The 13,894-nt window shown below is 64.8% G+C and carries 4 protein-coding genes; 1 reads left to right on the plus strand and 3 read right to left on the minus strand.

From position 1 onward, the window contains the following. Positions 1-6: 6 nt before the first annotated feature. The 3 genes from acs to KB221_03565 all read right to left on the minus strand — a co-directional run bounded on the left by acs (position 7) and on the right by KB221_03565 (position 4,668). Positions 7-1,959 carry an acetate--CoA ligase gene (acs, locus tag KB221_03555; protein WIY70107.1) on the minus strand — a complete coding sequence of 651 codons (1,953 nt, stop codon included), beginning with the start codon at positions 1,957-1,959 and terminating at the stop codon, positions 7-9. A 68-nt stretch (positions 1,960-2,027) separates the two neighbouring features. After that, positions 2,028-3,332 (minus strand): UDP-glucose/GDP-mannose dehydrogenase family protein, encoded by a 1,305-nt coding sequence (locus KB221_03560; protein WIY70108.1) that lies wholly within the window; start codon positions 3,330-3,332, stop codon positions 2,028-2,030. Between the two features lie 790 nt (positions 3,333-4,122). Continuing rightward, complete coding sequence (locus KB221_03565; GenBank protein ID WIY70109.1) at positions 4,123-4,668, minus strand: hypothetical protein; 546 nt, start codon at positions 4,666-4,668, stop codon at positions 4,123-4,125. A gap of 639 nt (positions 4,669-5,307) precedes the next feature. On the opposite strand from KB221_03565, the gene KB221_03570 reads away from it, so the two are divergent. After that, positions 5,308-13,716: a hypothetical protein gene (locus KB221_03570; GenBank protein WIY70110.1), complete on the plus strand. Its 8,409-nt coding sequence runs from the start codon at positions 5,308-5,310 to the stop codon at positions 13,714-13,716. Positions 13,717-13,894 lie beyond the last annotated feature (178 nt).

Genomic DNA, 13,894 nt, shown 5'->3' on the forward strand with positions numbered 1-13,894 from the left:
CAGGAGTTATTGGCTCGGCGCTTTCCTGCCGCCGACCAACTCCTCCACCACGCCGGGATCTGCCAGCGTCGACGTATCCCCCAGCGCGCCCACATCCCCCTCCGCAATCTTCCGCAGGATCCGCCGCATGATCTTGCCTGACCGCGTTTTCGGCAGGCCCGGCGCCCAGTGGATCACGTCCGGCGCGGCGATCGGGCCGATCTCGTTGCGCACGTGGGCGACCAGCGCCCTCTTCAGGTCGTCGTGCGGTTCGACGTCTGCGTTCAGGGTGACGTAGGCGTAGATGCCCTGGCCCTTGATGTCGTGGGGGTAGCCGACGACGGCGGCCTCGGCCACGGCGCCGTGCAGGACCAGGGCGCTCTCGACCTCGGCCGTGCCCATGCGGTGGCCCGAGACGTTGATGACGTCGTCGACCCGACCCGTGATCCAGTAATAGCCGTCCGCGTCGCGGCGGCAGCCGTCGCCGGTGAAGTATTTGCCCGGATAGGCGCTGAAATAGGTGTCGAAGAAGCGCTGGTGGTCGCCCCAGACGGTGCGCATCTGGCCAGGCCAGCTGTCGGTGATGACGAGGTTGCCCGAGGTTGCGCCTTCGAGCACCAGGCCCTCGGCGTCGACCAGCTGCAGCTCGACGCCGGGAAGCGGCTTCGTCGCCGAGCCGGGCTTCAGGTCGGTCGCGCCGGGCAGGGGAGAGACGAGAATGCCCCCGGTTTCGGTCTGCCACCAGGTGTCCACGATCGGGCAGCGGCCCTCGCCGACGACCTCATGATACCAGCGCCAGGCCTCTGGATTGATCGGTTCGCCGACGCTGCCGAGCAGGCGCAGGCTCTTGCGGCTGGTCCCCTTCACCGGCCCGTCGCCCTCGCGCATCAGGGCCCGCAAGGCCGTGGGGGCGGTGTAGAAGATCTCGACCTGGTGTTTGTCGATCACCTGCCAGAAGCGGCTGTAGTCGGGATAGTTGGGCACGCCCTCGAACATCAGGGTCGTCGCGCCATTGGCCAGGGGGCCATAGACGCAATAGCTGTGGCCGGTGACCCAGCCGACATCGGCGGTGCACCAGAAGACCTCGCCCGGGCGGTAGTCGAACACCAGCTCATGCGTCCAGGCGGCCCAGAACAGATAGCCGCCCGTGGTGTGCAGTACGCCCTTGGGTTTGCCCGTCGAGCCCGAGGTGTAGAGGATGAACAGCGGGTCCTCGGCGTTCATCGGCTCGCAGGGGCATTCGGCGCTGACGCCGTGTTTCGCTTCGCCGTAGCGGATGTCGCGGCCCGCGACGATCGGGATGTCGGCGTTGGTATGGGAGATGACCAGCACCGTCTCGACGATGCCCGCGCCCGGTCGTTCCAGCGCCGCATCGACATTGGCCTTCAACGGCACCCGCTTGCCGCCGCGCAGGCCCTCGTCGGCGGTGATGACGACCTTCGAGCCGCAGTCCTCGATCCGGCCCGCGAGACTGTCGGGCGAGAAGCCGCCGAAGACGACGGAATGGACGGCGCCGATGCGGGCGCAGGCCAGCATGGCCACCGCCGCGGCCGGGATCATCGGCAGGTACAGGGTGACGCGGTCACCCTTCACCACGCCCAGCCCCTTGAGCACATTGGCCATGCGGCAGACTTCGGCGTGGAGTTCGCGGTAGGTCAGGCCGCCGGACAGGGTCGGCTCGTCGCCCTCCCAGATGATGGCGGTCTCATCGCCACGTTCGGCCAGATGCCGGTCGAGGCAGTTCCAGGCGACGTTGAGCACGCCGTCGCCGAACCAGCGGATGCGGAAGTCAGCCTTGTCGAACGACACGTCCTTGATCGCGGTCGGCGGGGCGACCCAGTCGAGACGGCGGGCCTGTTCGGCCCAGAAGGCGTCGGGGGTTTCGCGGGCGGCCGTGCGGGCGGCCTCATAGGCCGCGCGGTTCATGCGGGCCCTGCGGGCCCAAGCCGCCGGAACCGGGTAGTTTTCAGGCTCGGTCATTACGTCTTCCTTCGTAGGCATTTGACCACAGCCGGTCGTCCGCCAGAAGGCCAATCAGGCCGTGCCAGTCAGGCGCGCCCGATGGAGGCGTATTTGAAGCCTTGGGCTCGAGCTTCTTCCGGCCGGTAGACGTTTCTCAGATCGACCATGACGGGCTGCTGCATGAGCAGCTTGATGCGATCGAGATCGAGTGCCCGGAACTGGTCCCATTCGGTCAAGATCACCACCACATCGGCGCCCGTCACGGCCTCATAGGGACCGTCCTTGAACTGGACGCCTTCGAGCATCCGGGCCGCCTCATGCATCCCTTCCGGATCGAATGCCTGGACGGTCGCGCCCATGGCGATCAGGGCCGGCGCGATATCCAGCGACGGGGCGTCGCGCATGTCGTCGGTGTTCGGCTTGAACGTCAGGCCCAGCAAGGCCACCGTCTTGCCTTTCATCTCGCCGTCCAGCGACGCCGCGACCTTGCCGGCCATGGCCTTCTTGCGCGCATCGTTGATGGCCACCGTCGTCTCGATCAGGCGGACCGGTGAGCCCGCGTCAGTCGCGGTGCGCACCAGGGCCAGGGTGTCCTTGGGAAAACACGAGCCGCCGTAACCGGGCCCGGCGTGCAGGAATTTGGCGCCGATCCGCTTGTCCAGGCCAATGCCCCGCGCGACCTGCTGCACATCGGCCCCGACGGCCTCACACAGGTCGGCCATCTCGTTGATGAAGGTGATCTTCATCGCCAGGAAGGCGTTGGCAGCATATTTGATCAGTTCCGAGGTGCGCCGGCCGGTGAACAGGATAGGCGTCTCGTTGAGGTTCAGCGGCCGATAGAGTTCGCGCATCACCGCCTGGGCCCGCGCATCGTCGGTGCCCACGACCACCCGGTCGGGTCGTTTGAAGTCCTCGATCGCGGCGCCCTCGCGCAGGAACTCCGGGTTCGAAACCACGGCGAAGTCGGCGTCAGGCCGGCGCTCGCGAATGATCCGCTCGATTTCGTCGCCCGTTCCGACGGGGACGGTGGACTTGGTCACCACGACGGTGAACCCCTCGATCCGGTCGGCGATCTCCGCAGCGGCGGCATGGACGTAGGACAGATCGGCGTGACCATCCCCACGCCGTGACGGCGTGCCCACGGCGATGAACACCGCATCCGCTGCCCGGATCGCCTCGCCCCCGTCCAGGGCGAAGCTCAGCCGGCCGCCGCGCACATTGGCCGCCACCAGATCATCCAGACCCGGTTCAAAGATCGGAATCTCGCCCCGCTCCAGTCGCTCGATCTTGGAGGGGTCCGTGTCCACGCAGGTCACGTCATGGCCGAAGTCGGCGAAACACGCCCCCGAAACCAGGCCCACATAGCCCGTGCCAATCATCGCTACGCGCATTGAAACCTGCCCTTCGTCCAATGGCCTGGGAAGTAGTCTGTGCAGCGGCGCTTGGCTAGATGTCTAAGCTGGGAAGGCTGACCGCACGGAGGCCTGAGAGCCTGGATTGGCGACGCATCAACCTGAACCGAAATGGTTCCCGGTAGAGGTTTTATCAGAGTTCCCGCGCAGGGCCGTCGAGACGGCCCGCTTTAGTCGGGTGTCTGGAGGAGGGTGGCCGCCCGGACGCTGGCAGATGGTCCCGATGTGTCCGGGGTTTTCATGAGGCAGAGCGCTAAGACGTCACGATGCATCCATCTGCCCCTGAGAGACGTAAGATGGTAGTGCGGCCGGTGCCGGCCGCGCCGCGCCAACTGAATGGACGCTGTTCATGAGGCGATGGAAATCAGATTCGAATACTCGAAATGCGGGAGTTGTCTCCGAATACTATCGATCGAAAATCCTTGACTGCGGTCGATTTCGTTGTGCCTAGCGGCACAGTTAATATAAAATTTAGCGAATTTGGAGTGGCCGACCGGTCGGTATGCTTGGTCAGGCTTGGATTAAATTTATGCCGAACCTTACAGGCACGAGCGCGTCGGAAACTCTCGAAGGAGGGGTCGAGGATGACCGTATCGAGGATAGCGAGGGCGGCGCGGACATCCTGCGCGGAAACGGCGGCAACGACACATTGATTGTGACCCGCCTGTCGAGCATGGCCGCAGGCGCTATCGGCATTGAGGGCGGCGACGGCGACGACGTCGTCACCTACCAGGTCTACAACGGCAGCTTGGGCCTGGTGGACGGAGGTTCAGGGAACGACCGCATCGAGATTGACGGAGCCGGCGGTTCGGTGACCATCACCACCGGATCCGGTGTCGATACGATTGTGATCGATGATCTGATGATGGCCGACAGGGGCCCTGTCATCGTTGCGGATTTCATGACGGGTGACGCCGGCGACCGGCTGGACTGGGACGGGTTGCTGGCCGGCTGGGCTACCGGCTGGATGGGCGAAAATCCCTTCCTTTCCGGCCATGCCCGTCTCCTGCAATCTGGCCATGAGACATTGTTTCAGCTGGACCAGGATGGAGGTGGGAACGACTTCGTCACCATCGTGACATTTCAAAACGCCATCGCTGCGCATTTCACAGCGGCTAATATGGGTGGATTTTCCCAGTTTGACGTGCCCCCGCTTGGCGAGATCGCCGTTGTCGGTGTGTTGGGTAACCCGCATAACGGCTTTGGCGGTATTCCAGTAACTTTGCTGGCAAATATGCCTGGTGCCGTTGAAATGCGGTTCGGCAGCACGCTCGAAGAACTGGCTCTTACTGAATGGCGAGACTACAGCGCCCAAACACCCTTCTGGATGAGAACGGGAGGTGGGGAGCGGACCGTTTATGCAGAGTATCGAGACCAGTTCGGCAACGTAACGACTGTAGAGGCCCTAATACCTGCTTTTGATGAAGGTCTAGGCACTGACTATGCGCTGTTACCCAGTACGGCCCTGCAGCCGGTCGGGGATCCGGACATATGGGTTCAGGACTTTTCATTAGGGCATGATGCGTGGGTATCTTACGACTACAATGGCGGAGATCCCAACGGAGCGAACTACTTCTACGCGACGAGCTGGAACGAAACCGGAGGAGTCAATAATGGGGCGTATATCTGGACCGATTCAAGCAGATGGCTGATCGATACACCGGAATCCCCACACTCAGTTCTCGCGCTGCTCACCTATTCGCAGTGGGGCACCTTTCCTGACAATCCTACTATTGATCTAAATGGAACCAGTGTCGAATTCTACCTGCGCGGCGATAGCCTTGATCTCAAAGGTGGCGCTGCATATTTCTGGCTCGTTGATCAGTATGGCCGATATCATCAGCGTGACATCGCGCTCAATATTGGAGACGGTGACTGGGCCGTCAATTCGATCGACATCGGCTACGACACTCTGGGTTGGGAGAATAGTTGGACGCAGGATCCGAATGCCAGCTTGAACTTTACAGCCATCCGGTCTTGGGGGATCGGGTTCGTCGGATTCCCGACCGGGATCGAGCCGACGGGTGTCCTGGCGCTGGACGAGTTCTCGATCACGCGTCGTTCAATGGACATCCAGGGCACTGCCGCCTCGGACACGCTCGCCGGTGGGCGAGGAGATGACTTGCTGTCGGGCGGCGATGGAGCCGACACGCTGGACGGCGGCGAGGGCGACGACGCCCTGCGCGGCGGAGCCGGAGCGGACACTCTCACCGGCGGCGCCGGCTCCGACACGCTGGAAGGCGGCCTAGGCGACGATCGCTATTATGTGAATGCTGGCGACACCCTCTCCGAACAGGAGAACGAGGGCTTCGATATTGTCTATTCGACAGTATCCTATCAGCTCGGCCTGAACATTGAGGCGTTGTACCTGCTCGGTTCTGGCGACTACACCGGGCAAGGGAACGACCTAGCGAATTGGATCTATGGCGACATCGGCAGCGATCAGTTGTTCGGATATGGCGGGACCGATCTGCTCGACGGCGGCGCCGGGAACGACGTGCTTGAAGGCGGTCTGGGCAATGACTGGCTGCGGGGGGGCGCGGGGGCCGATACGCTCATCGGCGGCGAGGGCGACGACACCCTGCAGGGCGGCTTGGGCGATGACGTCTACCACGTCGCCGCCGGCGACCTTGTCGTTGAGGGCGCAGATGAAGGCGTCGATGTCGTGCACAGCGCCATCGACTGGACCCTGTCCGACAATGTCGAGGACCTGCGCCTGCTTGATGGCGCGACCGGACTGACCGGCACAGGCAATAGCCTGGCTAACCGCATCTACGGTGCCGTCAACGCTGATCTCCTGTTCGGCCTCGGCGGCGACGATCTGCTCGAGGGCGGCGACGGCAACGACACGCTGGATGGCGGCGACGATGATGACACGCTGGATGGCGGCGAGGGTGACGACACCCTGCGCGGCGGCGCCGGTGCCGACACGCTCACCGGCGGTGCCGGAGTTGATACCCTGCAAGGCGGCTTGGGCGATGACGTCTACCACGTCGCCGCCGGCGACCTTGTCGTCGAGGGCGAGGATGAAGGCGTCGATGTGATTCACAGCGCCATCGACTGGACCCTGTCCGCCAACGTCGAGGACCTGCGCCTGCTCGACGGTGCGACCGGACTGACCGGCACGGGCAACAGCCTGGCTAACCGCATCTACGGTGCCGTGACCGCTGACTTCCTGTTCGGCCTTGGCGGGAACGACCTGCTTGAGGGCGGCGACGGAGCCGACACGCTGGATGGCGGCGACGATGATGACGCGCTGGATGGCGGCGAGGGTGACGACACCCTGCGCGGCGGCGCCGGAGCCGACACACTCACCGGCGGTGCCGGGATTGATACCCTGCAAGGCGGTCTGGGCGATGACGTCTACCACGTCGCCGCCGGCGACCTTGTCGTTGAGGGCGCAGATGAAGGCGTCGATGTCGTGCACAGCGCCATCGACTGGACCCTGTCCGACAATGTCGAGGACCTGCGCCTGCTTGATGGCGCGACCGGACTGACCGGCACAGGCAATAGCCTGGCTAACCGCATCTACGGTGCCGTGACCGCTGACTTCCTGTTCGGCCTTGGCGGGAACGACCTGCTTGAGGGCGGCGACGGCAACGACACCCTGGACGGCGGTGAGGGTGATGACACCCTGCGCGGCGGCGCTGGAGCCGACACGCTCACCGGCGGTGCCGGAGCCGACACACTCACCGGCGGTGCCGGGATTGATACCCTGCAAGGCGGTCTGGGCGATGACGTCTATCACGTCGCCGCCGGCGACCTTGTCGTCGAGGGCGCGGATGAAGGCGTCGATGTCGTGCACAGCGCCATCGACTGGACCCTGTCCGACAATGTCGAGGACCTGCGCCTGCTTGATGGCGCGACCGGACTGACCGGCACAGGCAATAGCCTGGCTAACCGCATCTACGGTGCCGTGACCGCTGACTTCCTGTTCGGCCTTGGCGGGAACGACCTGCTTGAGGGCGGCGACGGCAACGACACCCTGGACGGCGGTGAGGGTGACGACACCCTGCGCGGCGGCGCCGGTGCCGACACGCTCACCGGCGGTGCCGGAGTTGATACCCTGCAAGGCGGCTTGGGCGATGACGTCTACCACGTCGCCGCCGGCGACCTTGTCGTCGAGGGCGAGGATGAAGGCGTCGATGTGGTTCACAGCGCCATCGACTGGACCCTGTCCGCCAACGTCGAGGACCTGCGCCTGCTCGACGGTGCGACCGGACTGACCGGCACGGGCAACAGCCTGGCTAACCGCATCTACGGTGCCGTGACCGCTGACTTCCTGTTCGGCCTTGGCGGGAACGACCTGCTTGAGGGCGGCGACGGAGCCGACACGCTGGATGGCGGCGACGATGATGACGCGCTGGATGGCGGCGAGGGTGACGACACCCTGCGCGGCGGCGCCGGAGCCGACACACTCACCGGCGGTGCCGGGATTGATACCCTGCAAGGCGGTCTGGGCGATGACGTCTACCACGTCGCCGCCGGCGACCTTGTCGTTGAGGGCGCAGATGAAGGCGTCGATGTCGTGCACAGCGCCATCGACTGGACCCTGTCCGACAACGTCGAGGACCTGCGCCTGCTCAATGGCGCGACCGGACTGACCGGCACAGGCAACCGTCTGGACAACCGGATCTACGGCACCGTCAACGCTGATCTCCTGTTCGGCCTTGGCGGCGACGATCTGCTCGAGGGCGGCGACGGCAACGACACGCTGGACGGCGGTGAGGGTGATGACACCCTGCGCGGCGGCGCTGGAGCCGACACGCTCACCGGCGGTGCCGGAGCCGACACACTCACCGGCGGTGCCGGGATTGATACCCTGCAAGGCGGTCTGGGCGATGACGTCTATCACGTCGCCGCCGGCGACCTTGTCGTCGAGGGCGCGGATGAAGGCGTCGATGTCGTGCACAGCGCCATCGACTGGACCCTGTCCGACAATGTCGAGGACCTGCGCCTGCTTGATGGCGCGACCGGACTGACCGGCACAGGCAATAGCCTGGCTAACCGCATCTACGGTGCCGTGACCGCTGACTTCCTGTTCGGCCTTGGCGGGAACGACCTGCTTGAGGGCGGCGACGGCAACGACACCCTGGACGGCGGTGAGGGTGATGACACCCTGCGCGGCGGCGCCGGTGCCGACACGCTCACCGGCGGTGCCGGAGTTGATACCCTGCAAGGCGGTCTGGGCGATGACGTCTACCACGTCGCCGCCGGCGACCTTGTCGTCGAGGGCGCGGATGAAGGCGTCGATGTGGTTCACAGCGCCATCGACTGGACCCTGTCCGCCAACGTCGAGGACCTGCGCCTGCTCGACGGTGCGACCGGACTGACCGGCACGGGCAACAGCCTGGACAACCGGATCTACGGTGCCGTCAACGCTGATCTCCTGTTCGGCCTCGGCGGCGACGATCTGCTCGAGGGCGGCGACGGCAACGACACGCTGGATGGCGGCGACGATGATGACACGCTGGATGGCGGCGAGGGTGACGACACCCTGCGCGGCGGCGCCGGAGCCGACACACTCACCGGCGGTGCCGGGATTGATACCCTGCAAGGCGGCTTGGGCGATGACGTCTATCACGTCGCCGCCGGCGACCTTGTCGTCGAGGGCGCGGATGAAGGCGTCGATGTCGTGCACAGCGCCATCGACTGGACCCTGTCCGACAATGTCGAGGACCTGCGCCTGCTTGATGGCGCGACCGGACTGACCGGCACAGGCAATAGCCTGGCTAACCGCATCTACGGTGCCGTGACCGCTGACTTCCTGTTCGGCCTTGGCGGGAACGACCTGCTTGAGGGCGGCGACGGCAACGACACCCTGGACGGCGGTGAGGGTGATGACACCCTGCGCGGCGGCGCCGGTGCCGACACGCTCACCGGCGGTGCCGGAGTTGATACCCTGCAAGGCGGCTTGGGCGATGACGTCTACCACGTCGCCGCCGGCGACCTTGTCGTCGAGGGCGAGGATGAAGGCGTCGATGTGGTTCACAGCGCCATCGACTGGACCCTGTCCGCCAACGTCGAGGACCTGCGCCTGCTCGACGGTGCGACCGGACTGACCGGCACGGGCAACAGCCTGGCTAACCGCATCTACGGTGCCGTGACCGCTGACTTCCTGTTCGGCCTTGGCGGGAACGACCTGCTTGAGGGCGGCGACGGAGCCGACACGCTGGATGGCGGCGACGATGATGACGCGCTGGATGGCGGCGAGGGTGACGACACCCTGCGCGGCGGCGCCGGAGCCGACACACTCACCGGCGGTGCCGGGATTGATACCCTGCAAGGCGGTCTGGGCGATGACGTCTACCACGTCGCCGCCGGCGACCTTGTCGTTGAGGGCGCAGATGAAGGCGTCGATGTCGTGCACAGCGCCATCGACTGGACCCTGTCCGACAACGTCGAGGACCTGCGCCTGCTCAATGGCGCGACCGGACTGACCGGCACAGGCAACCGTCTGGACAACCGGATCTACGGCACCGTCAACGCTGATCTCCTGTTCGGCCTTGGCGGCGACGATCTGCTCGAGGGCGGCGACGGCAACGACACGCTGGACGGCGGTGAGGGTGATGACACCCTGCGCGGCGGCGCTGGAGCCGACACGCTCACCGGCGGTGCCGGAGCCGACACACTCACCGGCGGTGCCGGGATTGATACCCTGCAAGGCGGTCTGGGCGATGACGTCTATCACGTCGCCGCCGGCGACCTTGTCGTCGAGGGCGCGGATGAAGGCGTCGATGTCGTGCACAGCGCCATCGACTGGACCCTGTCCGACAATGTCGAGGACCTGCGCCTGCTTGATGGCGCGACCGGACTGACCGGCACAGGCAATAGCCTGGCTAACCGCATCTACGGTGCCGTGACCGCTGACTTCCTGTTCGGCCTTGGCGGGAACGACCTGCTTGAGGGCGGCGACGGCAACGACACCCTGGACGGCGGTGAGGGTGATGACACCCTGCGCGGCGGCGCCGGTGCCGACACGCTCACCGGCGGTGCCGGAGTTGATACCCTGCAAGGCGGTCTGGGCGATGACGTCTACCACGTCGCCGCCGGCGACCTTGTCGTCGAGGGCGCGGATGAAGGCGTCGATGTCGTGCACAGCGCCATCGACTGGACCCTGTCCGACAATGTCGAGGACCTGCGCCTGCTTGATGGCGCGACCGGACTGACCGGCACAGGCAATAGCCTGGCTAACCGCATCTACGGTGCCGTGACCGCTGACTTCCTGTTCGGCCTTGGCGGGAACGACCTGCTTGAGGGCGGCGACGGCAACGACACCCTGGACGGCGGTGAGGGTGATGACACCCTGCGCGGCGGCGCCGGTGCCGACACGCTCACCGGCGGTGCCGGAGTTGATACCCTGCAAGGCGGCTTGGGCGATGACGTCTACCACGTCGCCGCCGGCGACCTTGTCGTCGAGGGCGAGGATGAAGGCGTCGATGTGGTTCACAGCGCCATCGACTGGACCCTGTCCGCCAACGTCGAGGACCTGCGCCTGCTCGACGGTGCGACCGGACTGACCGGCACGGGCAACAGCCTGGACAACCGGATCTACGGTGCCGTCAACGCTGATCTCCTGTTCGGCCTCGGCGGCGACGATCTGCTCGAGGGCGGCGACGGCAACGACACGCTGGATGGCGGCGACGATGATGACACGCTGGATGGCGGCGAGGGTGACGACACCCTGCGCGGCGGCGCCGGAGCCGACACACTCACCGGCGGTGCCGGGATTGATACCCTGCAAGGCGGCTTGGGCGATGACGTCTACCACGTCGCCGCCGGCGACCTTGTCGTTGAGGGCGCGGATGAAGGCGTCGATGTCGTGCACAGCGCCATCGACTGGACCCTGTCCGACAACGTCGAGGACCTGCGCCTGCTCAATGGCGCGACTGGACTGACCGGCACAGGCAACCGTCTGGACAACCGGATCTACGGCACCGGCAACGCTGATCTCCTGTTCGGCCTTGGCGGCGACGATCTGCTCGAGGGCGGCGACGGCAACGACACCCTGGACGGCGGTGAGGGTGATGACACCCTGCGTGGAGGCGCCGGAGCGGACACGCTCACCAGCGGCGCCGGCTCCGACACGCTGGAAGGCGGCCTAGGCGACGATCGCTACTATGTGGATGCTAACGACACCATCTCGGAATTTGAGAACGAGGGCTTTGATATTGTCTATTCGACAGTATCGCATCAACTCGGCTTGAACGTGGAGGCTGTGTACCTGCTCGGTTCTGGCGACTACACCGGGCAAGGGAACGACCTGGCGAATTGGATCTACGGCAACACCGGCAAGGATCTGCTGTTCGGGTATGGCGGGAACGATCTGCTCGATGGCGGCGCCGGGAACGACGTACTGGAAGGAGGTCTGGGCAATGATTGGCTGCGTGGGGCCGCGGGGGCCGATACGCTCATCGGCGGCGACGGGAATGACACTCTGGACGGCGGCGAGGATGCTGACACCCTGCGCGGTGGTGCCGGCACCGATACGCTCATCGGCGGAGACGGGTCTGACACGCTGGAAGGCGGCTCGGGCAACGATATCTACCATGTGACCGCCGGCGACATTGTTGTGGAGAGCGAGAATGAAGGCGTCGATGTGGTTCACAGCGCCATCAGCTGGACCCTCTCCGCCAACGTCGAGGATTTACGCCTGCTCGATGGTGCCACTGGCCTCAGCGGCACTGGAAACAGCCTGGCCAACCACATCTACGGCACCGTGAACGCGGACCTCCTGTTCGGCCTCGATGGCAACGATCTGCTTGAGGGCGGCGCCGGCAATGACACGCTGGACGGCGGTGAGGGCAATGACAGCCTGCGCGGGGACGCTGGGTCGGATACGCTGATCGGCGGCGACGGAGCCGACACGCTGGACGGCGGCGAGGGCGACGACACCCTGCGCGGCGGCGCCGGAGCGGACACGCTCACCGGCGCTGCCGGCTCCGACACGCTTGAAGGCGGCCTAGGCGACGATCGCTACTATGTGGATGCTAACGACACCATCTCGGAATTTGAGAACGAGGGCTTTGATATTGTCTATTCGACAGTATCGCATCAACTCGGCTTGAACGTGGAGGCTGTGTACCTGCTCGGTTCTGGCGACTACACCGGGCAAGGGAACGACCTGGCGAATTGGATCTACGGCAACACCGGCAATGATCTGCTGTTCGGGTATGGCGGGAACGATCTGCTCGATGGCGGCGCCGGGAACGACGTACTGGAAGGCGGTCTGGGCAATGACTGGCTGCGAGGAGCCGCGGGGGCCGATACGCTCAGCGGCGGCGACGGCGCTGACCGGCTGGAAGGCGGCGAGGGCGACGACACCCTGCATGGAGGCGCGGGCACCGACACGCTCACGGGGGACAATGGGTCCGACCGGCTGGAAGGCGGCTCGGGCGACGATGTCTACTATGTCACCGCCGGCGACCTGGTCGTGGAGAGCGAGAATGAAGGCGTCGATGTCGTTTACAGCGCCATCAGCTGGTCACTCTCCGCCAATGTCGAGGATCTGCACCTGCTTGACGGGGCAACCGGGCTGACCGGGTTGGGCAATAGTATGGCCAACCGGATTTACGGCGCCGGGAGCGCTGACTTCCTGTTCGGCTATGGCGGCAACGATCTGCTCGAAGGCGCAGCCGGGAATGACATGCTGGACGGTGGTGCGGGCAATGACACCCTGCGCGGAGGCGCTGGAGCCGATACGCTGCTCGGCGGCGACGGGACTGACACGCTGGAAGGTGGCGAGGCCAACGACATTCTGCATGGAGGAGCCGGAGCTGACACGCTCATCGGCGGCGCCGGGGCCGACACGCTGGAAGGCGGCGCGGGCGATGACCGCTACTATGTGGACGCCGACGACACCATTTCGGAACTGGAGAACGGGGGCCTTGATATTGTCTATTCGACAGTATCCCACCAGCTCGGCTCGAACATGGAGGCTTTATACCTGCTCGGTTCGGACGACTTCACCGGGCTTGGGAACGGCCTGGCAAATTGGATGTACGGCGGCGCCGGCAACGATTTTCTGTTTGGATTTGAGGGGAATGATCTGCTCGACGGCGGTGCCGGTAATGACGTGCTGGATGGCGGCCAGGGCAATGACTCCCTGCGTGGAGGCGAGGGGGACGATCTGTTCATATTCATGGGTGAATTCGGCTCGGACGCCATCCGCGGATTCGTTGCTGGAGTCGGCAGTGATGATCGAGTCGAATTCAGCATCGACGATTTTGCTGATTTTGCAGCTATTCAGGCGGCAAGTATTAGCTATTTCGGCGGAACACTCATTACAATTGGAGCAAATTCAGTTTACCTAATTGACGTTAATATAAACACTCTTACTGCAGACGATTTCTCATTTATCTGATCTAAGAAGAGTGTTATCCGCGGTTTCTGTTAATGTCAGTGGGTGAAATTGTTGGGAGGGACGGCAAGACCCGTACCTGCTTTCGAAACACTCGGATCGGGTGTCTCCCGCCTGCGTCAAGTGACTGCCTCGCCTCGACGTGCCGCCTCGGGGCGAGCCCGGGTCAAGGCCGACGACG

Origin of the sequence: Aquidulcibacter paucihalophilus (assembly GCA_030285985.1) — a bacterium.
Taxonomy (GTDB): Bacteria; Pseudomonadota; Alphaproteobacteria; order Caulobacterales; family Caulobacteraceae; genus Brevundimonas.

What these genes read in the sequence shown, in the direction of transcription:
- acs (WIY70107.1), bottom strand. Translation starts at nt 1,959, where the DNA reads ATGACCGAGCCTGAAAACTACCCGGTTCCGGCGGCTTGGGCCCGCAGG.
- KB221_03560 (WIY70108.1), bottom strand. Translation starts at nt 3,332, where the DNA reads ATGCGCGTAGCGATGATTGGCACGGGCTATGTGGGCCTGGTTTCGGGG.